Raw genomic sequence first — 26,403 nt, 5'->3', positions numbered from 1 at the left:
TCGTGCCGCCGGTCGTCCTCGACCGGGTCATGAGCACGCTACGCTACGCCGCGCCGCCCGGGGCCGAGGGGGCGTAAGGTCCACGATCGGCGGGACCAAAGTCCCTCGTGCCGTCAGGAGAAGCGCCAGCGGGTCGCCGTCAGGCCGTCGGCGCCGTAGCCGTAGGCGCGCACGGGCGTCACCCGGTAGAAGGCGTACTCGGGCGAGCCGGGCAGCCCGTCGTCGAAGACGGCACCGTCGCGGATCTCGAACCGCCACCCGTACTTCGCCAGGAAGGCGCCGGCCACCTCCCGCAGCGGGCCCGGGTCCCGGAGCCGGGTGGCGATGCCTTCGAGCGCGAGGTCGAGGTCCGCGCCGGAGACGGCGAGGACGGTGTGCGGGTTGCCGGCGAGGTTCCTGCCCTTGCGTGAGGCCGGCCGGGTGGCGAGGCACGGCGCCCCGTCCGCCCAGACCGGCATCACCGGCATGGTGTGCGGCCTTCCGTCGGGGCGCATCGTCGACAGCCAGGCCTTCGGCGCCGCGTCCAGGCAGGCGCGCGCCTGGCTCCACGGCTTCACCGTCGTGGCGTCGGTGCTCATCGGTGTCGCGTCCGCCTCGCCGAACAGCAGCTCGGCGAGGGGTGTGGGGCCGGTCATGCCAGGTGCTCCCCTTCGTGGGAGGCCCCGTACTCGTCGTGCAGCCGCCACCAGACATAGGGGCGGGACTGCGGCCATCCCTCAGGGGAGTCCTCCCAGGTCTCCTGCCGGCCGTACGGCGCCAGGTCCAGGAAGGTCCAGCCGCTGCCGAGCCGTTCGACGCCCCGCCCCGAGGTGGTGTACGTGCGGTAGACGTCGTCGCCGTCGCGCAGGAAGACGTTGAGCGCGAAGCCGTCGCCCGCTCCCATGTCGGCGTTGAAGTCCTCGTCCAGCGCCGAGTACCACGGGACGCTCCAGCCCATGCGCCGCCGGAACGGCGTGATCTCGACCTGCGGTCCGCGGGAGACCAGCGCGAGCGAGACGTCACGGGCGTGCAGGTGGGCGAGATGCCCGATGTTGTCGGTGAACATCGAGCACCCCGAGCAGAACTCCCGGGCGCCATGCCACATGAAGGAGTACACGATGAGCTGACGGCGCCCGTCGAAGAGGTCGGGCAGACGAGCCGTCCCGTCCGGGCCGGCGAAGCGGTAGTCCCTGGCGACGCGGACCATCGGCATCCGGCGCCGTTCGGCGGCCAGGGCGTCCTGCGCGCGGGTCAGTTCCTTCTCCTTGGCCAGCAGTGCGTGGCGCGCGGCGTGCCACTCCTGCTCGGAGACGACCTGGGGTAGGGACATGCGGTTTCTCCGTCCTGAAGCTTCCCTGAGGGAAGTGACTGGTGCCCGCACCCTAACGGAATAACTTCCCTGAGGGAAGGGAGTCCGTTAGGGTGGCCCCATGCAGCGCACCCGGTTCGGCGACATGGCCTGCTCCATCGCCCGCACTCTGGACGTCATCGGCGAGCCGTGGTCACCTCTGATCCTGCGCGACGTCTACGCCGGCATCACCCGCTTCGACCAGCTCCAGCAGGACCTGGGCATCTCCAGCAAGGTGCTCACCGAACGGCTGAGATGGCTGGTCGGCAACGGCGTCCTGGAACGCCGGCAGTACTCCTCCCGGCCGCCGCGGCACGAGTACGCGCTCACCGACAAGGGCCGCGAACTGTGCGACCTGCTGCTCGTGATGGTGCGCTGGGGCGACCGGTGGACGGCCGGCGAGTCGGGGCCGCCCGTGCTCTACCGGCATCACGCCTGCGGCCGGGTCGGCCACGTCGAGCTGCACTGCTCGGAGTGCGGCGGCCCGATGCGCGCCACGGACGTCGACCTGCTGCCCGGCCCCGGGGCCACGCCGCCCTGAGACCCGCCGAGGATCAGCTCCGCCGCCGGGAGACAAGCTGCCGGAAGACGAGCTAGCGGGAGACGAGCTGCCGGAAGACGATCGCCACGCCGAGTGCGGCGGCGGCCGGCACGAAGAGGTCGCCGGCCGGGCTCTCCCACACCGGCACGTCCGCGTCGCGCAGGAGGCGCCCGGCCGCGGCCAGGTCGCGCACCGCCACCGCGTACGCGGCGAACGCCGGCAGCGCGGGCGGCCGCTCCCCCGGCAGCAGATCGGCCAGCCCGGCCGGAGTGATGAGGGTGACCTGCGCGGCGGCGAGGTCGAACGTCCGCCGCTCCCCGTCCCGGCGCGCCGGACGGCCCAGGTAGCGCTCGTAGCGCCGCTCCGCGGCGGGCAGGTCGTGCGCCGCCACGCACAGCACGCTCTCCACCAGGTCCACCGCGCCGTTGGGGTGGGCGACGCCGGCCCCGTCCCCGGCGTTCTGCGCGTAGCCGACCCGGCCCTCCGGGACGCCCGTGCCGTCGAGCTCCAGGAAGCGGACGGGCGACGTCCGTGTCCCGCCGGCGGTCTCGACCGAGCGCTGCGCGGTGTGCACGCCGCCGTGGGCGACGCCGTCGGCCCGCAGCCGTGCGGCGGTGGCGTCGATGTCGTCCGGGGTGAGCATGAGGATGTGCGCGCCCTCGAAACGGGCCAGCGCGGCGGCCAGGTCGGCGGTGGTCGCCTCGACGGCCGACCTGAACGCCGGCAGCCTGTCCGCCGGGACCTGAAGGGGCGTCACCCGGGTGTCGCCGGGGAGGCGGGTGGCGGCGCCCTCGCCGACGACGGTCAGCAGCTCGACGAAGGCGCCGGGAAAGTGGGCGTGGGTGTTCGCCGCGCCGAGCGGCTCGGGCGGCAGGCCGTCGGCCGGTGGGAGCGCCGGGCACGTCGGGGGCGGCAGTGAGAAGCCGAGCCGGGCGTACAGGTCCATCGCCGCGCCGAGGTCGCGGACGACGTGGCCGACGTGGTGCAGGGCAGTGATCATGAGGTCTCTCCGTAGGCGGCGGCGCGGAACGTGCGGGCGAGATCCTCGAAGACCTCGATCACCTGCGGGGCGGCCGCGGCGAGCCGGTCGGCGGGCGGGGGTGTGGCGGGGCCGAAGGAGCGGCGCAGCACGTCGGCGAGTCGGGCGGCCTTGTCCTCCAGCGTGAGGTCGAGATGCGGGGGCAGCAGCGGTTCGACGCCGAAGAAGCCGAACGCGATCGTCGGCAGCGGGTAGTCGAGGTCCTCGGGGCGCAGGCCGTCGCGCAGCAGGCCGTGTTCGGCCAGCACGCCGAGGTAGGCCCGCGAGGCGAGCAGCTTGCCGCTCTCCAGCGGCTCGCGCGCCGGGCTGGACAGGAACTTGCCGAGGGTCTCGGCGTCCCTGGTGAACAGGGCGCGCAGCACCGGCCGCCGCATCGCCTCCAGGAAGAACCGCGACAGGTACGCGTCGAGCGCGATCTCGGCCGGGTCGGCCCGCATCGCGGTCACCACGGCGTCGATCATCGCCGTCGCCTCCCGGGCCCCGACCGCGAAGAACACCTGCTCGCGGGTGCGCCAGTGCAGGTAGACGGTGCCCTTGCCGACCCCCGCCCGCTGGGCGATCTCGTCGATGGTGGCCCGCCGGTAACCCCAGCGCAGCAGCAGGTCCTCGGCGACGTCGAGGATGCGGTCGGCGCGCGCCTCCCGCTCGCTCGTCCGTACGTCCGCCACGGGCACTCCTTTCGTGATGACTGGTGACCGATGACCAAAGTAGCATTCTGGTCAAACGGCGTCGAGGGGCGGGCGCCTGGCTAGCATGAGCGGCCGATGATCGTTTGACGGGAGGAGCAGGATGGACTTCGGCCTGCTGGCTGTGCACGCCCATCCGGACGACGAGGCCATCTGGACGGGGGGCACCCTGGCCCGGTACGCCGACGAGGGCGCCAGGACCGCGGTGGTGACCTGCACGTGGGCGCAGGGCACCACCCGCGCCGCCGAGTTGGAGGGCTCGCTCAGCATCCTCGGCGCGGGCAGGCCGCGGCTGCTCGGCTACGCCGACGCGCGCAAGGCCGAGTCGGCCCCCGGTGCCCCGCGTTTCGTGGACGTGCCGCTCGACGAGGCGGTGGGGCGGCTGGTCGAGCACATCAGGCAGTTCCGGCCGGACGTCGTGCTCACCTACGACGGCTTCGGCTCGTACGGCCATCCCGACCACGTCCACGCCCACCGGGTGACCCTGGCCGCGGTCGAGGCGGCCGGCTACGACCAGCTCTACCCCGGCACCGGCGAACCCTGGCGGCCGCGCGCCGTCTACCTGAGTACCATCCCGCGCTCGGTCGTGACGTCGCACTGGAAGGCGGTCTTCGGGTCGCCGCCGGCCCCGGACCAGACCCTGCCGGGCGTGCCCGACGAGCAGGTCACCACCCACCTGGACGTCGGTCGGTGGGCCGAGCGCAAGTGGGCGGCCATGCTCGCCCACGAGTCGGAGGTCGAGCGGGGCGCGTCGATGACGCTGCTGACCGCGCTGCCCGAGCAGGCCCGCGCCCAGATGCTGGCGAACGAGTGGTACCGCCGCGTCGCCTACACCGGCGCCCCCACCACCACGCTCGACACCAGGTGATGGTCCACGTCCCGCGCGGATCTCGACTTGCCTTCAGGGGTACCCCCTGGGGTATCCTGGGGGCATGGAGCTGAACGAGAACATGGTGGGCGACGCGCTGACCCGGCTGAAGCGGGCCCACGGCCAGCTGGCCGGGGTGATCGCGATGATCGAGGCGGGCGAGGACTGCACGAAGGTGCTCACCCAGCTCGCCGCCGTCTCCAAGGCGCTCGACCGTGCCGGCTTCAAAATCGTCGCGACCGGGCTGCGGCACTGCCAGGACGCCCAGAATCGCGGGGACCAGCCCCCCATGAGTGCGGCAGAGCTGGAGAAGCTCTTCCTGGCGCTCGCCTGAGACCCGCGGCCACGGGCATCCGTGGCCGCAGATTTTTGACCCATTGATACCCCCCGGGGTATAGATAGGAGCAGACGGCATGGACGTCATCTCGTTCCGGACGCCCGGCCTGGGCGACCAGACCTACCTGCTGACCCACGAGGGCAAGGGGGTCCTCGTCGATCCCCAGCGCGACCTCGACCGCTTCCTGCGCGCCGCCGCGGAGCGCGACGTCGAACTGCGGTTCGTGCTGGAGACCCACCTGCACAACGACTACGTCTCCGGCGCCGAGCAGGCCGCGCTGCGCACCGGCGCCGAGCTGGTGCTGCCCGCCGCGGCGGCGGCCGCCTACCGGCACACGCCCGCCTTCCACCTGGAGGACATCGACGGCGGCGCCGGTCTGACGCTGCGGCCCGTCCACACGCCCGGCCACACCCCCGAGCACACCAGCTACCTGGTGCTCATCGACGGCGAGCCGGCCGCGCTGTTCTCCGGCGGCAGCCTGCTGGTCGCCTCGGCCGGACGGCCCGACCTGCTCGGCCCCGAGCGGGCCCGCTCCCTGGCCCGCCTCCAGCACATCTCGCTGCGCCGCCTGGCCGGGCTGCCGCCCGGTCTCGGCCTGTACCCGACCCACGGCGAGGGCTCGTTCTGCACCGCCACCGGCGCGGGCAGGCTGACCTCCACCATCGGGGCCGAATGCGCCGACAACCCGATGCTGGCCATCGACGACCCGGAGAAGTTCGCCGACACGCTGCTGGCGGCGCCCATGCCCATCCCCGCCTTCTACAGGTACATGGGTCCGGCCAACACCTTGGGCGTGCCGCCCATGCCGCCCGTTCAGGTGCCGGAACTCGACCACGCCCCGGAAGGCACGCACGTCGTCGACATCCGCCCGCGCCAGGCCCAGTCCCGCGGCATGCTGCCCGGCTCGATCGGCATCGAGCTGGACGACGACTTCGGCAGCTGGACGGGCTGGCTGCTGCCGTACGCCGAGCCGTTGACGCTGGTCGCCGAGCCCGGCCAGGACGTCGCCGAAGCCGTCACCCAGCTCGCCCAGATCGGTGTCGACACCGTCCAGGGCGTCGTCCGCGACCTCGGAGCCGACGCCACGCAACGGTACGAGCTGCTGGAACTGGACGCCTTCGTCGAGCGGCTCGCCCAGCCGGACGCCCAGCTCCTGGACGTGCGGATGCCCAATGAGCGGGAGCAGGGGCGGGTGGCGGGCGCGATCGAACGCTTCCTGGCCGACCTGTTCACCCAGGGCGTCCCCGTCGAGCTCGACCCGGAGCGGCCCGTGCTCGTCGCCTGCGGCTCCGGCCGCCGCGCGAGCATCGCCGCCGGCCTCCTCGCCCGCGAGGGCTACCGGCCGATCGTGCTCACCGGCGCCGGCGTCCCCGAGGCCGCCGCCGAGCTCCGCGCGCGCGACGCCGCCTGACCTCCCCGTTCACCACCATCAAGCCAGACCAGGAGAGAACCTTCGTGTCCCGTATCGACGCCGCCTCCGCCCGCTCGCTGATCGCGGCCAACCCCGACGTCCTCGTCGTGGACGTACGCACCTCCGCCGAGTTCGAGTCCGCCCACATCGAGGGCGCCATCAACCTGCCCCTCGACCAGGTCGACGCCCACCTGCAACGCATCGTCACCGGCGCCGGCGGCCGCATGCTGCTCATCTGCCAGTCCGGCAACCGGGCCGAACGCGCCAGGACGGCACTCGGCGACGCCGGGCTGTCCGACGTCGTGGTCCTGGACGGCGGCATGAACAGCTGGATCGCCTCCGGAGCGCCGGTCAACCGCGGCCGGGCGCGCTGGTCGCTGGAGCGACAAGTCCGGCTCGTCGCCGGCAGCATCGTGCTCACCGCAGCGGTGGCGAGCCTCTGGGCCCCGCCCGCCGTGTTCGTCGCCGGGTTCGTCGGCGCGGGCCTGACGTTCGCGGCCCTCACCGACACCTGCGCCATGGGCATGATGCTGGCCAAGCTGCCCTACAACCGAGCCGGTGGCGTGGACGTGGAGGCCGCCATCGCCCGTCTGCGCCAGGGTTCCTCGCGGGCGGGCGCGTGAACCGCGGCTGTCGTATGACTGCTACATACCCCCGGGAGTATCGATGATCGCTTTGACCCTCGCCGCCGCCGTCGTGGTCGGCATGACGCTCGGCCTGTTCGGCGGCGGAGGGTCCATCCTTACCGTGCCGGTGCTGGTCTACCTCGCCGGCGTGCCGACCAAGGCGGCCATCGCCATGTCGCTGTTCGTCGTGGCCGTCACCAGCGCGGTCAGCGCCGTCGGCCACGCCAGGGCCGGACGCATCCGCTGGCGAACCGGACTGATCTTCGGCGCGGCCGGCATGGCGGGCGCCTACGGGGGCGGGCTGATCGGCCCGTACCTGCCCGAGGCGCTGCTCATGGCGGCCTTCGCGGGCATGATGCTCGCCACCGCGGTCGCCATGATCCGCGACCGCACCACTCCGCGCGCCAGGCCCGCCCATCGCGACCTGCCCGTCCTGCACGTGATCGCCGAAGGCGTCGTCGTCGGCCTGGTGACCGGGCTCGTCGGCGCGGGCGGCGGCTTCCTGGTGGTGCCCGCGCTGGTTCTGCTCGGCGGCCTGCCCATGGGTGTCGCGGTGGGGACCTCTCTGGTCGTCATCGCCATGAAGTCCCTGGCCGGCCTGGCCGGATACCTGCACAGCGTCACGATCGACTGGTCGCTCGCGCTCCCCGTGACGGCGGCCGCCGTCGTCGGCGGGCTCATCGGCGGCGGCTTCGCCGGGCGGATCAACGCCGATCGGCTGCGCAAGGCGTTCGGCTGGTTCGTCCTGGCCATGGGCGCCTTCGTCCTCGTCCAGCAGGCACCGCCCGCGCTGCTGCACAGCGCCTGGACCGTCGCCGGGGCGGCGCTGGCGGCCGCCGTCGCTCTCGTGCTGTGGCGACGCCGGTCGATCGCCGGGAAACACCCGCTGCACGAGGACCGGTCGTCATGGTCGAAGCCGTGACCTCGGGCTCGCCGTGGCCGCACCCCTACGACACCGCCTCCAGGATGAGCGCGCGCAGGTCCTCCATCGGGTCGTCGTCGCCGGCGGTGAGGAGGTTCTTGGTGGCGGCGACCGACAGGCCCAGGGCGGGGGCGGCTCCGGCCAGGCTGCCCCCGCTGCCGCTCGCGCCGAACATGGCGCCACCCGCCTCGAGCGCGTAGCCGAGGGTGCGCGGGGCGTCGGCGCCGAACACCCAGTCCGGCCCTTGGACCGCCACCGCCGTCATCTCCGCCAGGCGTTCGGGAGAGACGAGGCGGACGCCGTCGACCTCGCCGATGAGCGCGGCGTACATCCTCGCCGCCGCGCGGGCGGTCATCGTGCCGACCGCGGGCACGTCGGCGCGCAGGACGTCGGGCCGGGAGCCCAGCACGGCGTCCGGTCGCACGCCGGGCGGCGCGACGAGGTCGAGGCGGGGAACTGCGGAGCTGATGTGCTCCAGCACCGCCGACCAGTTGCCGTCGCGCAGGACCGCGAGCCGGGGCTGCTGGTCGTCGGGCACGCCGAAGAACAGCTCCCCGGGCACCTTCAGCGGCTCGGCGACGTCCTCGGCGAGGACCTGCGCGAGGGTGCGCCCGGTGGCGCGGCGCACGGTCTCGCCGACCAGCCACCCGTACGTCCACGCGTGGTAGCCGTGGGCCGTGCCCGGCTCCCACAGCGGTTCGCTGCCGGCCACGACGGCGCACATGCGCTGCCAGTCGGTGAAGTCCTCGGCGGTGATGCCGGCGGGCAGCACGGGCACGCCGGCGGAGTGGGTCAGCGCGTGCCGCAGCGTGGTGCCGCCCTTGCCGTGCCGGGCGTACTCCGGCCACACGTCGGCGATGCGCAGGTCGTAGTCGAGCTCCCCCCGCTCGGCCAGGACGTGGACGGCGGTGGCCGTCATGCCCTTGCCGGAGGAGAAGCTGAAGAACGGCGTGTCGGGCGTGACCGGCCGGCCGGTGCCGGGGTCGGCGACGCCGGCGCAGGCGTCGACGACGAGCTCGCCGTGCAGGTAGGCGGCCACCTGCACGCCCAGCTCGCGGCCGGAGGCGACCAACTCGTCGACGGCCCGCTGCACGCGCTCCTGCAACGTGTTCGCTGTCATTAATGCTCCTAGGTAGAGTCCTAATACTCCTAGGTTAGCGTAGGCGGGCAGCGCGACCGTACAGCCCCGTCAGCGAGGTCGTGCGCCGGGCGGCGTCGAGGACGGCGTCGCGGGCCCCGCATCGCGACCACCCGGGTTGTCGGTGATGCCCATCAGCACCTCGTACAGGGCGGTGATCTGCGGCCAGTCGGTCTCCCCCGCGCTCGGCGCCTCGTCGTGGAGGGCGGGGATCGCCGCCTGGAGCTGGTACGGCCCCGGCATCCCCCGGGGCAGCGTCTCCGCGACCAGCGCCACCCCTCGGCGATGGCGCGGCGTCCCACAGGCCGCGGTCCGGTGCGGCCCGGTGCAGGCGCGGCCCCGAGGTGCTCGCGTACTCTTCGTTGAAGATCAGATAGGGGGCAACCAAGCACGGGGGAAAGGGGCAGTGGGTGCTGAGGTACTGGTCAGAGGCCGTATTTGTCGGATGATGTGTCCGGACGCTTGAGCTTGGTTGCGGTTTGGTGAACAAGGGCGTTCTGGGTGGTTGATCGCCGCTACGGTTTCGGCGTCTGGAGGCCGGGAGCGAGGCGAGGGACGCCTGGGATGACGTGGATCGAGCGCACTGCCGTCGGCGCTCGTGGTGCAGACCCACAGCGTGCAGGCGGTGCGGGCGGCGGTGGAGCAGGCGGGGCGGGTTCGCCGCCCAGCCGGCCGACATCGAGGAGGTGGCCGCCTTCCACGGGGATGCGCACGAACTGCTGGTGTACCGGTTCTTCAAGAAGGACCGACCGGCGCTGTTCGAGCTGGCGGCCAGGCTGCGGCTGAAGGCCCACCTCCAGCGATGGCCAAGCACATCGCCGGCGTCACCGCCCGGGAGCTGTCCATGGTGCGCAACCGGCACATCAGCCTGAAGAAGCTGAACGCCGCGATCGCGGACGTGGTCAACGCCTTCGCTGAGCTGGATGGTCAAGGCCTGGGGGATGGCAGCGCGGTGGACACCCACATCGATAATCTCCTGGCCGAGACCAGCATCCGGTACGGAGGATTCGGCGGGATCGCCTACCACTACATCTCCGATACCTGCGAATGCCTCCGACATCCAGCCCTCCGCCGTGCACGCCGACACCCAGGGCCAGAACTTCCCGGTCTTCGCCCTGGCGACGCTGTTCGGGTTCGACCTGGCCGCCTGTCCTCGGCCTCGCTGATGCGGCGGCTGCGGTCCAACTCCCGCAAGAACCGCGTCTACAAAGCCTTCCGGGAGGTCGGCCGCAGCGTACGTACCGTCGCCCTGCTGCGGTATCTGGTCGACCCGGCGCTCCGTGCGCGGGTCACTGCGGCGACCAACAAGGTCGAGTCCTACAACGGGTTCTCCAAGTGGCTCGGCTTCGGCGGCGTGCTGGCCGACAACGACCCCGAAGAGCAGGAGAAACTGATCAAGTTCAACACCCTGCTGGCCAACCTGGTCATCTTCCACAACGCCCTGAACATCTCCGACATCGTGCGGCAGCTCGTCGCCGAAGGCTGGCGGATCACCACCGACCAGCTCGGCCAGATCGCCCCCTACCTGCGCGCCCACATCAGCCGCTTCGGCGCCTACGCCACCGATGATCTACGCCGTCAGCCAGATCCATTCGACCCCCTCCTGAAAGAGGTCGACTTCACCGACGTCGATCTGGCCGCGTGATCGCGAGTGCCGTTGGCTGGCGGCCGTCGCCTGGTCGCCTGTGCCGTGACGGCACTCGCCCGTCGCTCTCCACCTGCCCGCCCAGAGCGTACGGTCGCAGGCGGGTGTCACTGCCAGGGTGAGCCCTCTCGATCCCGGCATACCCGACACTTGACACACGAAATGTATATCGTGAATACTGGATCGTAGTTGAGGGGGAGTACCCGACTCGTCATCGCACCGCCGTCAGTACGGGCCCAGCCCATCCGGGCCCCGGCGGTGCAGTCACCGCCTTCGCCGGTGGCCCGGGGAGACCGTCGACCGCACAGGGCGCCGCCGCGCAGCGCGCGGCGGCCGGGTCGAGGAGGTCTTCTCCGTTGTCTGTCACCTGGTGGGCCTGGGCCGCGGTGCTGCTGGCGGTGGCCGTCATGCTGGCCATCGACCTGCTGCTGCACCGCGACAACCACGTCATCGGCTTCCGTGAGGCGGTCATCTGGTCGGGCGTGTGGATCGCCGCCGGCCTGGCCTTCGGCGCGATCTTGTGGGCGTGGCAGGGCGGGCAGGTAGCCGGCACCTACTTCGCCGGCTACCTCATCGAAAAGGCGTTGTCGGTCGACAACGTGTTCGTCTTCGCGTTGATCTTCACCGCCTTCGCTGTCCCCGCCGCACTCCAGCACAAGGTGCTGTTCTGGGGGGTCATCGGCGCGCTGGCCTTCCGGCTGGTGTTCATCTTCGTCGGCGCCGAGCTGCTCGAGACGTTCTTCTGGACCGCCTACCTGTTCGGCGCGTTCCTCATCTACACCGGCTACAAGATGGCCTTCCGGCACGACCAGCAACCCCCGCTGGACCGCAACCCGGTGGTACGGCTGGTCCGCCGCGTCGTACCGACCGACCCCCGCTACCACGGCGCCCGGTTCTTCACCCGCATCGACGGCAAGCGGGTGGCCACGCTGCTGTTCGTGGTGCTGATCGCGGTGGAGGCCACCGACCTGATCTTCGCCATCGACTCGGTCGCCGCGATCCTCGCGATCACCACCAGCACCTTCATCGTCTGGACCGCCAACGCATTCGCGATCCTCGGGCTGCGCAGTCTGTACTTCTGCCTGGCCGGCCTGCTGCGCCGGTTCGTGCACCTGCACTACGGCCTGGCGCTGCTGCTGGCCTTCGCCGGCCTCAAGCTGATCCTGTCCGAGACCCCGGTCGGCAAGCTGCCCATCCCGGTCACCCTCGGGGTCATCGTCGTCACCATCGGCGTCTCCATCGGCTGGAGCCTGCTGGCCACCCGCGCCACCGCTGGAAACGGCAGCGGCGGAAACGGTAGCGGCGGTGGCACTGCCGCCACACACCCGCCTGCAGCCTCCGGCACGGACGGGCCGCAAGCCGGTGCGGACAACGCAGCGGCCGCCGACCGCGCCACCGTCGTCAACGACCCGTCCTGAACATCCGCCCACGAAACGCCCCGGGCCGAGCGCCCAGGGGCCGGAAGGAGCGCACCACGATGCGCAACCCACCCGCCACCGCCCAGCCCACCGCCGGCCTCGGTGCCCCTGTCAGCGTGTACTGCCATCAGGTCACCGGCCGCCTCCCGGGCGCCGGGCCGGTCCTGGCCGTTCTCACGGGCGGCCCCGCCGACCTGGCCGTGGCCCAGGCCGCTGCCGCCTGGGCGGCCGGCACGGGCAGCCCGGTCATCGCGGCCACCGTGGTCACCGGCACCGGCTTCAGCCTCAACCCGCTGCTGCACCAGGTCCGGGCCCGCCGCCAGGACGCCGACAGCCTGGCCGTGATCGACCGCCTCACCCCGATCCTGACCGCGGCCGGGGTGGCGTGGCTGCGCACCATCGTGGCCGTGCCCACCCGCGCCGGCCCGGCCCCGACCCCGTCGCTGGTCACGATCCGGCGCCTGGTCGACCGCTTCGCCGCAGTCGCCGTCGTCACCGCCGCGCCGCTGCACGACCCGGCCGGCCGCCTGGCACCGCTCCCCCCGCAGGCGGCCGCCATGGCAATCACCGCGGCCAGCACAGCGGCGCTCGGCACACACCGGCCGCGGCCCTCAGCCACCACCGACTGTCCAGGCACCGAGGAAGAGGCATGACCATGACCACCACCGGCATCGGCACGATCCCCGCGTCCGCCCAGATCACCGCCCTGCAACAGGTCCGCGAGTACCCCGCGATCTCCCTGCTGCTGAGCACCACCCCGGCCGCCGCGCTCACCGGCGCCGACGCGCTCTGGCTGGACGCGCTGGCCGCCGAGGCGGTGCAGCGGCTGCGCAGCGAGCTGCAGCCCGCCGCGGCCGCACCGGCGATCGGCCGCCTGCAGACGCTGATCGACCAAGCCCACCGCGGCCCCGCAGGCCATGGGCTGGCCGTGTATGCCAGCGCCGGCAGCCAGGCGCTGATCCGGCTGCCGATGGGCGTCCGCGACCGCGCCGTCGTCGGCCCCACCTTCGCCACCCGCGACCTGATCCGCGCGTTGCACCGCACCCCGCGCCACCTGGTGCTGACCCTCAACGCCGGGCACGCCCGGCTGCTGGAGGCCGCCGCCGACACCTTGCTGCCCGCCGCCACCTCGGCCTTCCCGATGTCAGCGGGCCGCCGCACCGCCACCGGCCGCGCCGACCGGCCAACCCGCGAGGCCCCCGCCGTGGATTTCTACCGCCAGGTCGACGCCGCCCTCGGCGCCTACCTGCGCCTGCACCCCGCCTCGCTGGTGCTTCTCGGCGACGAGCGCGCCACCGCCGCCTTCCGCCGTCTATCGGCCAACTGCCAGCGGCTGGCCGGCACCGTCACCGGCAACCTGGCCACCACCCTGCCGGCCGAGCTGACCGCCCGCATCCGCGCGGTGCTCGATGCCTACCTGCATCGCCGCCAAGACGACGCTCTCGCCCTGCTTCAGCAGCGCACCACGGCCGGCCGCGTCGCCTCCGGCATGCCCGCCGCCTGGCGAGCCGCCCGCACCCGGCGGCCCGAGATGCTCGCCGTCGACGACTCGTTCTACTACCCCGCCCGGTTGTCCGACGACGGCGACATCCTCACCCCCGCCGCCGACATCGCACATCCCGACGTCATCGACGAGCTCATCGAGCTCGTGCTCGCCCGGGGCGGCCGGATCGCTTTCACCACCCCGGGAGCCCTGGCCGGCCACCAGGGCGTCGCCCTCGTCACCCGCCGCTGATCACCACCGTCATGCATGTCATGTCTTCTGGTTCGCGTTACGACAGTCGTGCTTCTACCATGGAGGACATGCCGGACTGGACCTTCCTGACCAACCACGCCCACGTGCTGCTGTGCATCGCCCGCGACCCCGGTACGCGCATCCGCGACGTGGCCACCCGGGTCGGCATCACCGAACGGGCCGCGCAACGCATCCTGGCCGAGCTCACCACCGCCGGATACCTCACCGCCATCCGCGAGGGGCGGCGCAACCGCTACCAGCTCAACCCGTCCCTGCCCCTGCGCCACCCGCTGGAACGCGACCACCAGATCGGAGAGATCCTCGCGGTCTTCCACGCCACCGAAGCACCCACGCCCAACGCCAGGCCCGAAACACTGACCGCACCTACGGCGGATGCACACCGGTAATCTGCCCACGGCGGCATGTCTGCGTGGCAGCCCCCGCCCAAACTGCAGCCTCACGGACGAGGGCCGCCCTACGAATCGCGGCCCCCAGCCCCCTCCAGCCTGGTGACCGCCCCACCGCCCTGACAGCACATAACGTGACGGCGCAATCGCTGCACGTGATTTGACTTGATGTCGAGCGCCTCGTCGATCAGCAGGCAGGCCCGTGGCGGTGCACAGCATGCCCAGCCCTGTGGCACAGAAGATGGCCGAACGGCACGCCGCTCCCCCTGATGCGCCGCTTGGCCCGGGTGCGACATGCGTGTAGCGCCGGACGAGCGCGCCGAGGACCTGCGGCGCCGGCCCGCGCAGCAGGTTCTCGGACCCGGCCGTCATGACGCGCTCCCTTCCCGTCACCGGAGACGCCGGAACCGCCGCCGTTCCCCGGACACGTGCCCGCTAGGCCAGGTGGTCCGCGGGGTCGCCCTGGAAGGGACGCACCTCGACGGGCAGCGTGGTCGCCCGGGCGAGCTTTCGGCCCCACTCCAGGGCGGCGTCGAGGTCGGCCGCCCGGATGATCGACAGGCCGCCGACGTGCTCCTTGCCCTCGGTGTACGGGCCGTCGGTGACGAGCGGCTCGCCGTGGTCGTAGCGCACCACGGTGGCCGTGTCCGGCAGGTGCAGCCCTCCGCCGAACACCCACGCTCCGGCCTCCCGCAGCTCCTGGTTGAACGCCGCGACGTCCCGCATGATCGGCTCGATGACCTCGGGCGCGGGCGGGCCTCCGTCGGGCTGCTGAATGCTGAGCAGGTAGTGCTTCAACTGGATGCGCCTCCTCGGCGAACGCGGTGTGGTGCCTCTTCCCTCTCTATACGAACGACGGGCCGCCGGATCGACACCGCGCCAGGCGGCGGTCTCAGGTCTGCTTGACCGGCATCACGACCACCTCCGGCAGCCCGACGTGGGGCGGGCGGCCGACGGCGAACACGACGACCTCCGCCACGTCCTCGGCGGCGAGCGGGTCGATGCGGGTCTTCATGTCCTCGGCCCAGGCGGTGCCGAGCTCCGACCCCGACAGCAGGTCGGTGACGACCATGCCCGGCTGGACGTCGGTGACCCGGACGCCGCCGGGGGCGAGCTCCAGCCTGAGGTTCCTGGACAGGTGGCTGACGGCCGCCTTGGTCGCCGCGTACACACCCGCCCCGAACTCCGCCCTGCTCGCCGCGACCGACGAGATGTTGACCAGGTCGGCGGGCCCGCCGGCCGACGCCGCCTCGGTGAGGAACGGCAGGAACGCCCGGGTGACCCGGAGCAGGCCGGTGAGGTTCACCTCGACCTGGCGCTCCCACTCGTCGATCCGGCCGTCCGCCGCCAGGCCCGGCGTCAGGATGCCGGCCGCGTTGACCAGCAGGTCCACGCCGCCCAGCTCGTGTGCGACCGCCGCGCCGTCGATCTGACCGGCGGTGACGTCGAGGGGGACGGCCACGGCCGACCCGCCCGCGTTCTCGATCTCCTTGCGCACGGTGTCCAGCCGGTCCAGGCGGCGGGCCACCAGCGCCACCCGCGCCCCCTGCGCGGCGAGCAACCGGGCCGTGGCCGCGCCGATGCCCGACGAGGCCCCGGTCACGACGGCGCGCCGGCCGGTGAGAGGTGAGACAACAGTCATAGCGTGCTCCAGTGCTCGAAATCCGATGTGCCGGACTCGATGCTGCGCGGAGCCGTACGGGGGCAGCCAGCACCCCCGCGAAGGTGGTACCGGCAGGGTCAGGCCCGCCACGGCGGGATGTCCGATACTGGACGGCATGGACACAGGCCGCGAACTGGGCGACTTCCTGCGATCGCGCCGGGCGCGCCTGCGCCCCGAGGACGCCGGGCTGCCGACGTACGGCGAGCGGCGCCGCGTCGCCGGGCTGCGGCGCGAGGAAGTGGCGCTGCTCGCCGGCGTGAGCGTGCCGTACTACGTGCGCCTGGAGCAGGGACGGGCAGCCAACGCCTCCGACGAGATCCTCGACGCGATCGCCCGCGCGCTGGTGCTGGACGCGACCGAGCGCGCTCACCTGCGCAACCTCGCCCGCCCCCGACCGGCGGCGCGCGGGCCGGCCCCACGGGTGCGGCCGACCATCCAGCGCATGCTCGACACGGCCGGCACGCCCGCCTTCGTCCTCGGCCGCCGCGCCGAGCTGCTCGCCGCCAACCGCCTGGCCGCCGTGCTGTTCTTCGGCGGCACGGACGCCGAGCCGGACCTGCCCGCCGAAGGCCTCAACTGCGCGCGCCTGGTGTTCCTGGACCCGTCCTTCCGGGCCCTCTACCGCAACTGGGAGGACAAGGCCCGGGAGACGGTCGCGTTCGTCCGGCTCGACGCCGGCCGCCATCCGGACGACCGGCAGCTCGCCACCCTGATCGGCGAGCTGTCGATGAAGAGCCCCGACTTCCGGCGCATGTGGGCCGAGCACGACGTCAGGGAACGCTCGACCGGCAAGGTCCACCTCGACCACCCGCTGGCCGGCGAGCTGCTGCTCGACTACGAGACGCTCAGGGTCGGCGACGACCCCGACCAGGCCCTCGTCACCTACCTGGCCGAGCCGGGCTCGGCCGCCGAGCAGGCGCTGCGCTTCCTGGCGAGCTGGGCCGCCGGCAGCGCCGCCGCGGAGGGGTCAGTCCCAGGCGACGGGCAGCGCCGCGGGGCCGGAGTCCGCCCCGGCGCTCGTCCACGCGATCTCGCCCGCCGGCGTGCCGAGCCGCAGGCCGGGCAGGTGCCGGGCGAGGGCGGTGAACGCGGCGCCGGCCAGCTCCACGTCCTCCTGGGCGAAACGGGGGAACGGCTCGCCGGTCCGCCCTGACTGCGTGCGCAGCACCTCCTCCACGACGGCCGCGACCTGCTCGGAAGTGGCCGACGCCAGGGCCGCGAGCCGCCCTTCGGCCAGCAGCCGCAGCGTTCCGGCGCAGACGGCGTTGGACGCCGACAGATAGCCGGCCGACACGATCGTGGCGGCCATCGCGACCAGCTCGGCGTCGCTGAGCCGTCCGTCGTCCGCGTCGCGCACCGCGATGAGCCTGCTGAGCAGGTCGTCCGCCGGTTCCGTGCGCTTGGCGGCGACCAGGGCGGCGGCGAAGGCGCCGAGCTCCTCGTACGCCCGCGCGGCGGCGGCCAGGTCGTCCGGCGTGCCGAAGAAGAAGTCGGCGCCGCTCGCCGCGTCCACGAGGCGGCGGAAGCGATCGCGCTCGCCGATCGCCACGCCGAGGAGCTCGCCGATCACCGTGATCGACAGCGGGGCGGCGAACTCCGCTACCAGGTCGGCGGACTTCGCACCACGGGCGAGGCCGGCGGCCAGTCCGGTCGCCAGCTCCTCGACGCGCGGGCGCAGGGCGGCCAGGCTCCGGGGGCTGAACGCCCCGGACACCAGGCGGCGCAGCCGTGCGTGGGCCTCGCCGTCCTGGAACAGCGTGTCGTGACCCGGTACGGCCTCGCCGGGCGGCGTCAACCCGAACCGGCGGTCGGCCAGCACGGCCGCCACCGCGTCGTAGGAGGTGACGAGCCAGGCCGGCCGCCCGTTCGGGGTCCGCACGCGGGCGACGGGGCCGTGCTCACGAAGCCGCGCGTAGAGCGGCGGCGGCCCGAACGGGCCGGGCCGATCGAACGGCAAGTCCGGCATCTCGGGGAGAGCGGATCGGCCGGAGGGCGTGCTCGGTGAGGCAGGCGTGGTCACGAGGCGGGCGCCTTTCTGCTCGCGGTCGCCGGGCCGGGCTCCGGCCGGGAACGGGGCGCCTGGTCACGGTCCGCCCCGGTGGCGGACACGTGCTCGGAGATGCGGCGGACCGCCTGGCGGACGACCTCGGCCTGGGCCGGGGCCAGCTCGCCGAGGAACGGCTCGACGGCCGTCACGTCCCAGCCGGACGAACCCGGGAACGCGTCGCTCAGGAGGTGCTCGACGGTGAAGCCGGCGAGCGCGTCGGCCAGGGCCGCGACCCGGGGGTCGGCCGGGTCGGCGTCGGCCAGCTCGTCCAGCCGCTGGTAGAAATCGTTCCCGCGCGCCGCCAGCGCCGAGTCGGCGGTCAGTGCCGCGAACGTCGCCCACGGGGACTCCCCCGTGTGCGAGCCGCCCATGCTGTCGACCAGCACCAGCAGGTCCCGGTCCCACGCCGCCGCCCCGGACCCCGGCGCCTCCACCTGCTGGAGGTAGGCCGCCAGCTCGGCCGACACCGTGTCGTCGGGCCCGAGCGCGCCCGTCTCGGCCTTGCCGATCAGCTCGGCGAGCCGAGCCCGTTTGACGCGGATCTCCCGCTCCTGCCGGGCCAGGTCGGCGTCGATCTCGGCCAGGATCTCCGGCAGTTCCCTGCCCTGGTCGTCGGCGATGGCGTCACGGGCCTCGCCCAGGCTGAGGCCGAGCTGCACGAGCCGCCGCACGCGGGCCAGCGCGATCGCGTCGCGCATGCCGTACTCGCGGTAGCCGTTGGCCCGGCGGGCGGGCTCGGGCAGGACGCCTTGGTGGTGGTAGTGGCGCACCGTCCGGGTCGAGACTCCGAGCAGCGCGGCCAGCTCTCCTATCCGCATGGCCCCAGTTAAGACATTGACGTCGCGTCAAGGTCAAGGCATCCGGGCCCAGGCCCGCGCGAGCGCCGCCACGGCCTGGTCCGCCACGGGCGGCGGCGGGGCGAAGCTGAGGCGCAGGTGGTCGCGGTGGCGGCCGTCGGGCGAGAACAGGGAGCCGGGCGCCACCGCCACTCCCTCCTCGCGGGCCAGCGCCGCGAACCGGTCGCCGTCGGCGCCCGGCAACCGTACCCACACCGACAGGCCGCCCGCGGGCACGGCCCACGACCAGTCGGGCAGCCGGGCCGCCAGGGCGGCGGTGAAGCGGTCGCGGCGGCGCGCCAGCTCGGCCACCCACGGGCCGGCGGGGTTGTGCTCCAGCAGCTCGGCGGCCAGCCGCTGCGCGACGGCACTGGTGGCCAGGTCGGAGTCGAGCTTGACCTCGGTGATCCGGGCCAGCAGCGCCTCCGGGGCGGCCAGCCAGCCGACCCGGAGGCCGCCCCACAGGACCTTGGACAGCGAGCCCACCGTCACCGTGCCGTGGGGGTGCACCAGGGACAGCGGCTCGGGCGGCGCGGCCCCGTCGTAGACGAGGGACGCCAGGGCGCGGTCCTCGACCAGCGGCACCCCGGCGCTCCGGGCCAGCTCGGCGACGTGGCGCAGGCGGGGTACGGCGCCGGTCGGGTTGTCGACGCTGACCACGTAGACGGCGGCGGGGCGGTGGCGGGCGAATGCGGCCTCGACCGCACCGGGGTCGGCCAGGTCCACCGGCACGCTGTGCGCGCCGGCCCGGCGGAACGCCGCGAGCGCCCCGACGTACGTGGGGTCGCCGACCAGGACCCGCTCTCCCGCCCGCAGCAGCGTGCGTGCGGCCAGGTCGATGCCCTGCTGCGCCCCTCCGGTGACCAGCACGGGCCCGCCCACCGCGCCGTGGCCACCGCCGCCACCGCTGCCGTCGCCACTGTCGCCGTCGCCGTCGCCGTCGCCGTCGCCGAGCAGGGCGCGCAGGCGCGGGTCGCCCATGGCGTCGTAGCCGTGGCCGCTGGGACTGCGCAGCAGCGCCGCGGGGTCGATCGGCGGCATCGCCAGATGGGAGGCATCGGGCACGACGGAGGCCGACAGGTCGGCGGGCAGGACGGCGCCGGTGAGCAGGCCCGCCATGGACCGCGTCCGCGTCACGTAGGTCCCGCTGCCGTGGCGGCGCTCGCACAGCCCTTCCTCGCACAGCACGTTGAACGCGGTCGCCACCGTGCCCCGGCTCATGCCGACGGCCTGGGCCAGCTCACGCTCCGACGGCAGCCGGTCGCCGGGGGCGAGGGCGCCGGTCTGGGCGAGGTCGGCCAGCGCCCCTGCCAGGCGGCGGCTCGGCGGCCCCTGGTGCAGCCGGAGCCGGTCGCGGAGCAGCGTGACGAGCGCATCCATGAGGCTCATCTTAGCTTGCCACTTGGTCATCCAGTGGCATAACGTGCTGAGCCACTTGAGGAGGCGGCGATGGAGACAGGCCAGGAGACGGGCCACATCTGGATGGACGGGACGCTGGTCCCGTGGGCCGAGGCCCGCGTGCACGTGCTCTCGCACGCCCTGCACTACGGCACCGGTGTGCTGGAGGGGACGCGGGCGTTCGACACCGGCGAGGGTCCGGCGGTCTTCCGGCTGCGCGAGCATCTCGAACGCCTCCACCGCAGCGCCCGCGTCGTGGGGATGCGCGTGCCGTACGACGTGGACGAGCTGGCGGCGGCCACGCTGGAGACCGTCGCGGCCAACGGCCCCCGCGCCTGCTACATCCGCCACCTGGTGCACCGCGGCTACGGCGAGCTGGGGCTGGCCGCGCGCGCCAACCCGGTGGTGGTGTCGATCGCGACGTGGGAGTGGGAGACGCCGGCCGCGGGCGTTCGGTTGATGACCAGCTCGTGGCGGCGCAACGACCAGGCGGTCGTGCCGACGGCGGCCAAGGCCACGGGTCCCTACCTCAACTCGGTGCTGGCCAAGGCGGAGGCCGTCGAGGCCGGCTACGACGAGGCGGTGCTGCTGAACGCGGCCGGGCACGTCAGCGAGTGCACCGCCGCCAACCTCTTCGTGGTGCGCGAGGGGCGGGTCGTCACGCCCCCGGCGAGTGCCGGGGCGCTGGAGGGGATCACCCAGGACACCGTCGAGCGCCTGGCCGCCGACCTGGGGATGCCGGTGGCCAGGCACGACGTGATGCGCTCGGACCTGTACACCGCCGACGAGGTGTTCCTGTGCGGCACCGCCGCCGGGGTGGTGCCGGTGCGCTCGGTCGACGGGCGCGAGCTGACCGCGCCGGGCCCGGTGACGAGCGCGCTGGCCGCCGCCTACGAGGCGGCCGCCCACGGCCGCGACCCCCGCTACCGGCACTGGCTGACCCCGGTACGACCTCGCCTGGCAGCCGGCCTGCGCCCCTGATCCGCTGCTCAAGGAGGCCGGGTCATGGCGTGGCCGATGGGGCGGGGTGGCGCTCGGGCAGCCAATCGCGGACGGGATCGTATTCCAGCCAGCGGTTGCGCTCAGCCTCTGCCACGAACGCGCTCACCAAGGCGTCCAGCAGCGGATGACCGCCGTTGCCGCGCCAGAGCAGTGACCAGGCGTACAGGGGCGTGGGGCCGACCAGCGGGACCGAGCGGATCGCCGGGCGGGGCGGGAGGGGCACGTCCGCGGGCAGCAGACCGAAGCGCCGCGTGTCGACCGCCAGGTCGGCCAGGAAGTGGTCCAGTCCCAGGTTCGAGCCCTCGGCGCGCTCGCGGACGCCGAAGGACTCGGCGAAGCGGCGCAGGAAGTCCAGCCGGTGCAGCGCCCCTGGGGCCCACAGCACGCCGTCACGCAACTGCGCCGGCCGGATCGCCGGGGCGTTCGCCAGCGGATGATCCGCGCTGAGGATCGCATCCACCGGTTCCAGCCGTACCAGGCGATGCGTCAGCCCGCCGGGCAGCGGGGCGTGGACGCGGCCGAAGGCGGCGTCGATGTCGCCGTGCAGCAGCGCGGCGATCACCGAGGACAGGTCACGGCCGTGCCCCAGCTCCAGCCGCGGCTCGCCGGTCGCCACCTGCGCCAGCGTGCGCATGGGCGCGTACAGGTGGCCCCACACGTCGATCCGCAGCGGACGGTGCGCGTTCAGCACCGCCGCCACGGCCAGGTCCGCGGCGGCCAACGTCTGCCGGGCAGGCTCCAGGAAACGCTGCCCGGCCTCGGTGAGCCGCACCCCCTGGCCGCCGCGGTCGAGCAAGCGCCTGCCGAGCGTGGACTCCAGGCGGGCGATCCGCTTGGAAAGCGCCTGCTGCGAGATCGACAGCTCCTCGGCCGCGTGGCCGAAGTGCAGTTCTTCGGCGGCCAGCACGAACGCGCGCACCTGCGCCAGGTCGAGGTCCACGCCTGTCACCTTAGGCGACAACCGATGGTTGTCGGCCTGTCGCTCGGGTTGTTGGATGCCGCGACCCGGATGCCGGTTGCATGGCCGTATGCGTAGATTGATCCCTACGGGAGATGCCACGCGGCCGGTGGAGTTCGCCCAGGACGCCCAGCCCGTGCCCGCCCCGGGCGAGGTGCTGGTCAAGGTCGAGGCGTTCTCGCCGAATCGCGGAGAGACGTTCCTGCTGGAAACTCCGGAACCCGGACTGATGCCGGGGAAGGACGTCGCGGGCCTGGTCGTGCAGGCCGCCGCCGACGGCTCGGGACCGCCGGCCGGCACCCGGGTGGTGGGCCATCCGCCGATGGGCGGCTGGGCCGAGTACACCGCCGTGCCCACCCACTCCATCGCCGTCCTGCCCGACGAGATCAACGCCGTCCAGGCCGCTGCCCTGCCGTTGGCCGGGATCACAGCGGTCCGGCTGCTCCGCACGGCCGGCGCCGTGACGGGCAGGCGCGTGCTGCTGACCGGCGCCTCTGGCGGGGTGGGGCACTACCTGACCGAGATGGCCGCCGCGGCGGGGGCGGAGGTGACCGCGGTGACCGCGACGGCGGAGCGCGGTGCGCGCCTGCTCGAGCTGGGAGCCACGGCGATCGTGCACGACGTGGCCGACGCGGACGGGCCGTTCGACGTGGTGCTGGAGTCCACCGGTGGCAGCGCGCTCGCGGCCACGCTGGCCAGGCTGGTCCCCGGCGGCACGCTGGTCTGGTTCGGCCAGGCCAGCCGTACTCCCGCGACCGTGAACTTCTTCGACCTGCTCGCCGGGCCGGAGAACGCCGTGATCCGGCACTTCCACTACGCCGGCGCGCCGTATGGTCCCGACCTGGCCACTTTGTTACGCCTGGTGGCCGGCGGGCGGCTGCACACGGAGATCGGCCGCACCGCTGACTGGAGCCAGACCGCCGAGGTCCTGATCGAGCTGCGGGAACGCCGCATCCGCGGCAAGGCCGTGCTGACGATCGGAGCATCACGATGAGCGCCACGACGAACGCCGCGGACTTCGCCGCCGCCAACCTGTCGCGCGCGACCGGAGCCGGGCTGGACCCGCACGAGTACCAGCGTGTCACCGCCGAGCTCGCCGACCTGGACCAGTGGGGCGAGGCCTTCATGCGCACCGCGCGCGGGCACCTGGCGCGCGCCGGGCGGGCGGCCACGGCGATCTCGACAGCCGAGCACCTCCAGGTCGCGGCGCGCTGGTTCCACTTCGCCACCCTGGGGCCGAACCGTGAACGTGCGCTCGCGGCCGCCGAGGCGGACACCGCCATGGGCCGCGCGCTGGACCTGCTGGAGCCGGGGGCGCGCCGGATCGAGGGAGCGGGCTTCACCGGTTGGCTGCGCGGCCCGGCCGATGCCGCGGCCACCGTGGTCGTGGTCCCCGGGCTGGACTCCGGCAAGGAGGAATTCCACGATGTGATCGACGCCCTGCTGCGCCGGGGCCTGACCGTGTTCGCCATGGACGGGCCGGGACAGGGCGTGCTCGCAGCCACCACCACCGTCCGCGCCGACTACCACCATGTGATCGGTCAGGTCATCGACGCACTCGGCACCGAGAGCGTGGGACTCGTCGGGCTCAGCCTCGGCGGCTACTACGTCGCGGAAAGCGCCGCCCGTGAAACCCGCGTCGCGGCCGCCGTCACCGTCAGCGGTCCCTTCCGGCTGGACTGGGACGTCCTGCCGCCTCCCGTACGGGAGATCCTCATCCAACGCTCCGGCGGAGAAGAATCGGCCCGCCGCTTCGCCCGCCAGGTGGACCTGTCCGCCCTCGCCCCGCGGATCACCTGCCCGCTGCTGGTGGTGGACGGCGGCCAGGACGTCATCCCCGGCGTGACCAACGGCGAGCCGCTGGCCCGCCTGGCAGCACGCGGACAGTACCTGCACCTGCCCCACGGCGACCACCTGCTCGGCAACGCCCGCCCCGACTGGCTGGCAGCGGTTGCCGACCGGCTTTCCGGAGCACTCACATGACACGTTTCGTCGACCGGACCGCGCTGATCACCGGCGGCACCAGCGGCATGGGACTGGCCACAGCACACCGCCTCATCAGCGAAGGCGCCCACGTGATCGTCTCCGGCCGCACCCGGCAGCGCGTGGACCGGGCCGCTGCCGTGCTCGGCCCGCGCGCCCTCGGCGTGGTGGCGGACACGGCCGACCTCAACGGTCTGGACGCCCTGATGGACACGATCAAGACGCGGTACGGCAGGCTCGACATCGTCTTCGCCAACGCCGGAGTGGGCACCTTCGTACCCTTCGCCGAGATCACCGAAACCGACTTCGACCACACCGTCGACGTGAACTTCAAGGGTGTGTTCTTCACGATTCAGAAGGCGCTGCCGCTGATCGCCGACGAAGGCTCCATCGTCATCAACGCCTCCTGGACCCTGCATCGCGGCAACGGCGTCCTCACGCTGTACTCGGCCACCAAGGCGGCCGCGCACAACCTGGCCCGCACCCTGGCGGCGGAACTCGCGCCCCGGGGTATCCGCGTCAACTCCATCAGCCCCGGGTACATCGACACACCGATGTACCCGGCCGCGGCGTTGAGCGAGGCGGAGGCGGCGGCCATCACCAGCCGCGTCGTGGCGGGCCGGTTCGGCCGGCCGGAGGAGATCGCCGCAGCGGTGGCGTTCCTCGCCTCCCCCGAGGCGTCCTACATCAACGGCCAGGACCTGGTGATCGACGGCGGCCTGGTGAACGCGATCCCCGCCTGATCGTCACCCACCCCGTGGACGACGTGGGAGCGGCACCCCGGCCGACGCACTCCCCCTGCCAGGACCGGCGACGGCTGCCGGCGCACACCGGTCACGAGCAGCACCGCGCCGGACAGCACGAAGGCCACCACCCGGGCCGGTCAACCGACCCGGGTGGCGAGCACCTCCTGGGCCGTCCGGGCGGCTCGGGCGGCGACGCCGGGGATGCCGGAGGTGATGAACGGACCTCCGCCGGCGAGGTCGCCCACCACGTGCAGCCGCGGGTCGGCGGGGACCAGCCCACCGGCGGGATGGAGGGCGGCCAGCCCACCGGCGAGGAGGGAGGTGACCAGCGGCTCCGCCGCCCGGGGCACGGCCTGAGGCGGCGGGTTCACGGCGTTGACCACGACGTCCGCGTGCAGGTCGCCGCTGTCGCCCCGCACCCGGAACCCCCCGTCCACCGCCTCGATCTTGCGCACGCCGGCGGCCACGGTGAGCTGCCCCGAGTCGAACAGCCGCAGCAGGACGGCCGCGTTCACCGGCACCATGGGCGAGGCCACGCTGGTGGCCAGGCGGAAGTGCCGCCGCAGCCGGTCGCGGTCGGACTCGGGCAGCAGCCGCCACGCGTACGGGCCGACGGTGTGCGCCGTCTCCTGCAGCACGCGCCGCCCGATCCGCGGGTCGCCGGCGGCGGCCAGTTGCCGCCGCAGCCGCCGTACGGGCTCCTCGGACGCGGCCCCCATCAGCTCCGCCGCGAAGTCCGCGAAGTCCTCGCCCTCCTCCGCCAGCTCGGCACGGAGCAGCCCGGCGAGGTCGTCGAGGGTGACGCAACCGTGGGCGCGGTGCAGCGCCTCCACCCGTTCGACGGTCACGTGCCGCGGCCGGTGACCGAGGGGGCGCTGCCAGACGTGGGGCAGCAGGCCGCTGCGCGACACCAGCGCGATCCGGCCGCCATGGCCACGGGCGGCGAGCGACACGACGACGTCCACCGCGGTCAGCCCGCTGCCGATCACCGCGACGTCGCTCCCGGCCGGGACCTGGTCGAGCGTGTGCGCCAAGGGGTACGGATCGCCGACGAACCCGGGGGCGCCGCCCAGGCCGTAGTGGTCCTGGGGCGTCCCCCCGCCCACGCACAGGACCACCTGGTCGGCCGGGTGGTGGTGCCCGTCCTCGGTGAGCAGCTCCGGCCGGAGGCCGGCGCCGGTGACGGCGACGACCCGGGCGGGGACGACGCGCACCCGCCAGCCCCGCGCGCACAGCCCGGTCACGGCGGCCTCGGCGGTGTCCGCCAGGTACGCGCCGTAGAGCGCGCGGGGAACCAGCGGCTGTCCCAGCAGGTCGTCCAGATGGGCGGCGGCGCGCTCCGCGCCCAGCCAGGAGGCGTAGTGCCCGGAGTCCGCCCGGCGGATCGACATGATGGCGGGTGGCGCGTTGACCAGCACGCTGTCCAGATCCGGCCCGTACGGCCGGCCCCGCCACAGGTGCGGGGACGGCTCGAGAACGGTGACCTCGCCCGCCCCTTCCACGCTGCCGGCCAGAGCGTCCAGCAGGCCGACAGCCGCGGCGCCGGCTCCCACGATCGCGATGTGCACGATGTTCTCCCTCGTTCGGTCCAGCAGGTCCTTCCGAGACTCGCGGGCGGCGGGACCGCGCTCCATCCCCCGGTTTCGGGTGATCGGTGAGGAATGACCCCC

At 73.4% G+C, this 26,403-nt stretch carries 27 protein-coding genes and 1 pseudogene; 16 read left to right on the top strand and 12 right to left on the bottom strand.

Annotation, left to right across the window (positions count from 1 at the left end):
• Positions 1 to 113 precede the first annotated feature (113 nt).
• Both FHU36_RS19100 and FHU36_RS19095 read right to left on the bottom strand, forming a co-directional pair.
• Positions 114 to 635, bottom strand: a complete 522-nt coding sequence (locus tag FHU36_RS19100) for a pyridoxamine 5'-phosphate oxidase family protein (protein ID WP_185085323.1) — start codon at positions 633 to 635, stop codon at positions 114 to 116.
• A complete protein-coding gene (locus FHU36_RS19095) occupies positions 632 to 1,309 on the bottom strand; it encodes a DUF899 domain-containing protein (RefSeq protein ID WP_185085322.1) in 678 nt (225 codons plus the stop codon). The genes FHU36_RS19100 and FHU36_RS19095 overlap by 4 nt, the downstream gene beginning before the upstream one ends.
• A 100-nt stretch (positions 1,310 to 1,409) precedes the next feature.
• Here FHU36_RS19095 and FHU36_RS19090 point away from each other — a divergent pair, with 100 nt between their 5' ends.
• Complete coding sequence (locus tag FHU36_RS19090; RefSeq protein WP_185085321.1) at positions 1,410 to 1,868, top strand: winged helix-turn-helix transcriptional regulator; 459 nt, start codon at positions 1,410 to 1,412, stop codon at positions 1,866 to 1,868.
• A 52-nt stretch (positions 1,869 to 1,920) separates the two neighbouring features.
• On the opposite strand, the gene FHU36_RS19085 is transcribed toward FHU36_RS19090, so the two are convergent.
• Positions 1,921 to 2,868 (bottom strand): VOC family protein, encoded by a 948-nt coding sequence (locus FHU36_RS19085; RefSeq protein WP_185085320.1) that lies wholly within the window; start codon positions 2,866 to 2,868, stop codon positions 1,921 to 1,923.
• A complete protein-coding gene (locus tag FHU36_RS19080; protein WP_185085319.1) occupies positions 2,865 to 3,575 on the bottom strand; it encodes a TetR/AcrR family transcriptional regulator in 711 nt (236 codons plus the stop codon). The genes FHU36_RS19085 and FHU36_RS19080 overlap by 4 nt, the downstream gene beginning before the upstream one ends.
• Positions 3,576 to 3,696: 121 nt before the next feature.
• Between FHU36_RS19080 and FHU36_RS19075 the strand changes: the two genes are divergently transcribed.
• From FHU36_RS19075 to FHU36_RS19055, 5 genes are all read left to right on the top strand, one after another.
• Positions 3,697 to 4,461 (top strand): PIG-L family deacetylase, encoded by a 765-nt coding sequence (locus tag FHU36_RS19075; protein WP_185085318.1) that lies wholly within the window; start codon positions 3,697 to 3,699, stop codon positions 4,459 to 4,461.
• Between the two features lie 64 nt (positions 4,462 to 4,525).
• Entirely contained in the window at positions 4,526 to 4,795 is a 270-nt protein-coding gene (locus tag FHU36_RS19070) for a metal-sensitive transcriptional regulator (RefSeq protein WP_185085317.1), read from the top strand.
• Between the two features lie 79 nt (positions 4,796 to 4,874).
• On the top strand, positions 4,875 to 6,209 hold the full coding sequence (locus tag FHU36_RS19065) for an MBL fold metallo-hydrolase (RefSeq protein WP_185085316.1): 1,335 nt from the start codon (positions 4,875 to 4,877) through the stop codon (positions 6,207 to 6,209).
• Positions 6,210 to 6,253: 44 nt separating this feature from the next.
• A complete protein-coding gene (locus FHU36_RS19060) occupies positions 6,254 to 6,832 on the top strand; it encodes a rhodanese-like domain-containing protein (RefSeq protein WP_185085315.1) in 579 nt (192 codons plus the stop codon).
• 43 nt (positions 6,833 to 6,875) lie between these two features.
• A complete protein-coding gene (locus FHU36_RS19055) occupies positions 6,876 to 7,757 on the top strand; it encodes a sulfite exporter TauE/SafE family protein (RefSeq protein ID WP_185085314.1) in 882 nt (293 codons plus the stop codon).
• A 25-nt stretch (positions 7,758 to 7,782) separates the two neighbouring features.
• Here FHU36_RS19055 and FHU36_RS19050 read toward each other — a convergent pair whose 3' ends face one another.
• Together FHU36_RS19050 and FHU36_RS19045 are read right to left on the bottom strand one after the other, a co-directional pair.
• On the bottom strand, positions 7,783 to 8,877 hold the full coding sequence (locus FHU36_RS19050; RefSeq protein WP_185085313.1) for a serine hydrolase domain-containing protein: 1,095 nt from the start codon (positions 8,875 to 8,877) through the stop codon (positions 7,783 to 7,785).
• 69 nt (positions 8,878 to 8,946) lie between these two features.
• On the bottom strand, positions 8,947 to 9,171 hold the full coding sequence (locus FHU36_RS19045; protein WP_221496443.1) for a hypothetical protein: 225 nt from the start codon (positions 9,169 to 9,171) through the stop codon (positions 8,947 to 8,949).
• Positions 9,172 to 9,688: 517 nt separating this feature from the next.
• On the opposite strand from FHU36_RS19045, the pseudogene FHU36_RS47040 reads away from it, so the two are divergent.
• The 5 genes and pseudogenes from FHU36_RS47040 to FHU36_RS19020 all read left to right on the top strand — a co-directional run.
• A pseudogene (locus FHU36_RS47040) lies at positions 9,689 to 10,540 on the top strand (Tn3 family transposase); the annotation flags it as partial.
• Positions 10,541 to 10,896: 356 nt separating this feature from the next.
• Complete coding sequence (locus FHU36_RS19035; RefSeq protein WP_185085312.1) at positions 10,897 to 11,958, top strand: TerC family protein; 1,062 nt, start codon at positions 10,897 to 10,899, stop codon at positions 11,956 to 11,958.
• A 59-nt stretch (positions 11,959 to 12,017) separates the two neighbouring features.
• Positions 12,018 to 12,611: a hypothetical protein gene (locus FHU36_RS19030; RefSeq protein ID WP_185085311.1), complete on the top strand. Its 594-nt coding sequence runs from the start codon at positions 12,018 to 12,020 to the stop codon at positions 12,609 to 12,611.
• Positions 12,608 to 13,693 carry a baeRF3 domain-containing protein gene (locus FHU36_RS19025; protein ID WP_185085310.1) on the top strand — a complete coding sequence of 362 codons (1,086 nt, stop codon included), beginning with the start codon at positions 12,608 to 12,610 and terminating at the stop codon, positions 13,691 to 13,693. Before FHU36_RS19030 ends, FHU36_RS19025 begins: the two co-directional genes overlap by 4 nt.
• A gap of 68 nt (positions 13,694 to 13,761) precedes the next feature.
• Positions 13,762 to 14,100, top strand: a complete 339-nt coding sequence (locus FHU36_RS19020; protein ID WP_185085309.1) for a helix-turn-helix transcriptional regulator — start codon at positions 13,762 to 13,764, stop codon at positions 14,098 to 14,100.
• 435 nt (positions 14,101 to 14,535) lie between these two features.
• On the opposite strand, the gene FHU36_RS19015 is transcribed toward FHU36_RS19020, so the two are convergent.
• Positions 14,536 to 14,898 (bottom strand): YciI family protein, encoded by a 363-nt coding sequence (locus FHU36_RS19015; RefSeq protein WP_185085308.1) that lies wholly within the window; start codon positions 14,896 to 14,898, stop codon positions 14,536 to 14,538.
• Positions 14,899 to 14,992: 94 nt separating this feature from the next.
• Entirely contained in the window at positions 14,993 to 15,742 is a 750-nt protein-coding gene (locus FHU36_RS19010; RefSeq protein WP_185085307.1) for an SDR family oxidoreductase, read from the bottom strand.
• 136 nt (positions 15,743 to 15,878) lie between these two features.
• Between FHU36_RS19010 and FHU36_RS19005 the strand changes: the two genes are divergently transcribed.
• The gene (locus tag FHU36_RS19005) at positions 15,879 to 16,916 is read left to right on the top strand and encodes a helix-turn-helix domain-containing protein (protein ID WP_221496442.1); all 1,038 of its coding nucleotides are present in this window, start codon (positions 15,879 to 15,881) and stop codon (positions 16,914 to 16,916) included.
• An 863-nt stretch (positions 16,917 to 17,779) separates the two neighbouring features.
• Here the strand turns inward: FHU36_RS19005 and FHU36_RS19000 are convergent.
• The gene (locus FHU36_RS19000; RefSeq protein ID WP_185085305.1) at positions 17,780 to 18,628 is read right to left on the bottom strand and encodes a MerR family transcriptional regulator; all 849 of its coding nucleotides are present in this window, start codon (positions 18,626 to 18,628) and stop codon (positions 17,780 to 17,782) included.
• Between the two features lie 33 nt (positions 18,629 to 18,661).
• Positions 18,662 to 20,026 (bottom strand): aminotransferase-like domain-containing protein, encoded by a 1,365-nt coding sequence (locus tag FHU36_RS45705; protein ID WP_281394311.1) that lies wholly within the window; start codon positions 20,024 to 20,026, stop codon positions 18,662 to 18,664.
• 69 nt (positions 20,027 to 20,095) lie between these two features.
• Here FHU36_RS45705 and FHU36_RS18990 point away from each other — a divergent pair, with 69 nt between their 5' ends.
• Positions 20,096 to 21,025 carry a branched-chain amino acid transaminase gene (locus tag FHU36_RS18990; RefSeq protein WP_185085303.1) on the top strand — a complete coding sequence of 310 codons (930 nt, stop codon included), beginning with the start codon at positions 20,096 to 20,098 and terminating at the stop codon, positions 21,023 to 21,025.
• Positions 21,026 to 21,047: 22 nt separating this feature from the next.
• Here the strand turns inward: FHU36_RS18990 and FHU36_RS18985 are convergent, their stop codons facing one another.
• Positions 21,048 to 21,986 carry a LysR family transcriptional regulator gene (locus FHU36_RS18985; RefSeq protein WP_185085302.1) on the bottom strand — a complete coding sequence of 313 codons (939 nt, stop codon included), beginning with the start codon at positions 21,984 to 21,986 and terminating at the stop codon, positions 21,048 to 21,050.
• 88 nt (positions 21,987 to 22,074) lie between these two features.
• Between FHU36_RS18985 and FHU36_RS18980 the strand changes: the two genes are divergently transcribed.
• Genes FHU36_RS18980 through FHU36_RS18970 form a run of 3 tightly spaced genes read left to right on the top strand, consistent with a single transcriptional unit; the run spans position 22,075 to position 24,730 of the window.
• On the top strand, positions 22,075 to 22,998 hold the full coding sequence (locus FHU36_RS18980; RefSeq protein ID WP_185085301.1) for a zinc-binding dehydrogenase: 924 nt from the start codon (positions 22,075 to 22,077) through the stop codon (positions 22,996 to 22,998).
• On the top strand, positions 22,995 to 23,987 hold the full coding sequence (locus FHU36_RS18975; RefSeq protein ID WP_185085300.1) for an alpha/beta hydrolase family protein: 993 nt from the start codon (positions 22,995 to 22,997) through the stop codon (positions 23,985 to 23,987). Before FHU36_RS18980 ends, FHU36_RS18975 begins: the two co-directional genes overlap by 4 nt.
• The gene (locus FHU36_RS18970) at positions 23,984 to 24,730 is read left to right on the top strand and encodes an SDR family NAD(P)-dependent oxidoreductase (RefSeq protein WP_185085299.1); all 747 of its coding nucleotides are present in this window, start codon (positions 23,984 to 23,986) and stop codon (positions 24,728 to 24,730) included. Before FHU36_RS18975 ends, FHU36_RS18970 begins: the two co-directional genes overlap by 4 nt.
• A gap of 140 nt (positions 24,731 to 24,870) precedes the next feature.
• Here FHU36_RS18970 and FHU36_RS18965 read toward each other — a convergent pair whose 3' ends face one another.
• Complete coding sequence (locus FHU36_RS18965; protein ID WP_185085298.1) at positions 24,871 to 26,301, bottom strand: FAD/NAD(P)-binding protein; 1,431 nt, start codon at positions 26,299 to 26,301, stop codon at positions 24,871 to 24,873.
• Positions 26,302 to 26,403 lie beyond the last annotated feature (102 nt).

Source organism: Nonomuraea muscovyensis, from assembly GCF_014207745.1.
Classification (GTDB): domain Bacteria; phylum Actinomycetota; class Actinomycetes; order Streptosporangiales; family Streptosporangiaceae; genus Nonomuraea; species Nonomuraea muscovyensis.
Note: the sequence above shows the minus strand (reverse complement) of the source record. Positions and strands in the feature narration are given on the sequence as shown.

What these genes read in the sequence shown, in the direction of transcription:
- FHU36_RS19100 (WP_185085323.1), bottom strand. Translation starts at nt 635, where the DNA reads ATGACCGGCCCCACACCCCTCGCCGAGCTGCTGTTCGGCGAGGCGGAC.
- FHU36_RS19095 (WP_185085322.1), bottom strand. Translation starts at nt 1,309, where the DNA reads ATGTCCCTACCCCAGGTCGTCTCCGAGCAGGAGTGGCACGCCGCGCGC.
- FHU36_RS19090 (WP_185085321.1), top strand. Translation starts at nt 1,410, where the DNA reads ATGCAGCGCACCCGGTTCGGCGACATGGCCTGCTCCATCGCCCGCACT.
- FHU36_RS19085 (WP_185085320.1), bottom strand. Translation starts at nt 2,868, where the DNA reads ATGATCACTGCCCTGCACCACGTCGGCCACGTCGTCCGCGACCTCGGC.
- FHU36_RS19075 (WP_185085318.1), top strand. Translation starts at nt 3,697, where the DNA reads ATGGACTTCGGCCTGCTGGCTGTGCACGCCCATCCGGACGACGAGGCC.
- FHU36_RS19070 (WP_185085317.1), top strand. Translation starts at nt 4,526, where the DNA reads ATGGAGCTGAACGAGAACATGGTGGGCGACGCGCTGACCCGGCTGAAG.
- FHU36_RS19065 (WP_185085316.1), top strand. Translation starts at nt 4,875, where the DNA reads ATGGACGTCATCTCGTTCCGGACGCCCGGCCTGGGCGACCAGACCTAC.
- FHU36_RS19055 (WP_185085314.1), top strand. Translation starts at nt 6,876, where the DNA reads ATGATCGCTTTGACCCTCGCCGCCGCCGTCGTGGTCGGCATGACGCTC.
- FHU36_RS19050 (WP_185085313.1), bottom strand. Translation starts at nt 8,877, where the DNA reads ATGACAGCGAACACGTTGCAGGAGCGCGTGCAGCGGGCCGTCGACGAG.
- FHU36_RS19030 (WP_185085311.1), top strand. Translation starts at nt 12,018, where the DNA reads ATGCGCAACCCACCCGCCACCGCCCAGCCCACCGCCGGCCTCGGTGCC.
- FHU36_RS19025 (WP_185085310.1), top strand. Translation starts at nt 12,608, where the DNA reads ATGACCATGACCACCACCGGCATCGGCACGATCCCCGCGTCCGCCCAG.
- FHU36_RS19020 (WP_185085309.1), top strand. Translation starts at nt 13,762, where the DNA reads ATGCCGGACTGGACCTTCCTGACCAACCACGCCCACGTGCTGCTGTGC.
- FHU36_RS19010 (WP_185085307.1), bottom strand. Translation starts at nt 15,742, where the DNA reads ATGACTGTTGTCTCACCTCTCACCGGCCGGCGCGCCGTCGTGACCGGG.
- FHU36_RS19005 (WP_221496442.1), top strand. Translation starts at nt 15,879, where the DNA reads ATGGACACAGGCCGCGAACTGGGCGACTTCCTGCGATCGCGCCGGGCG.
- FHU36_RS19000 (WP_185085305.1), bottom strand. Translation starts at nt 18,628, where the DNA reads ATGCGGATAGGAGAGCTGGCCGCGCTGCTCGGAGTCTCGACCCGGACG.
- FHU36_RS45705 (WP_281394311.1), bottom strand. Translation starts at nt 20,026, where the DNA reads ATGGATGCGCTCGTCACGCTGCTCCGCGACCGGCTCCGGCTGCACCAG.
- FHU36_RS18990 (WP_185085303.1), top strand. Translation starts at nt 20,096, where the DNA reads ATGGAGACAGGCCAGGAGACGGGCCACATCTGGATGGACGGGACGCTG.
- FHU36_RS18980 (WP_185085301.1), top strand. Translation starts at nt 22,075, where the DNA reads ATGCGTAGATTGATCCCTACGGGAGATGCCACGCGGCCGGTGGAGTTC.
- FHU36_RS18975 (WP_185085300.1), top strand. Translation starts at nt 22,995, where the DNA reads ATGAGCGCCACGACGAACGCCGCGGACTTCGCCGCCGCCAACCTGTCG.
- FHU36_RS18970 (WP_185085299.1), top strand. Translation starts at nt 23,984, where the DNA reads ATGACACGTTTCGTCGACCGGACCGCGCTGATCACCGGCGGCACCAGC.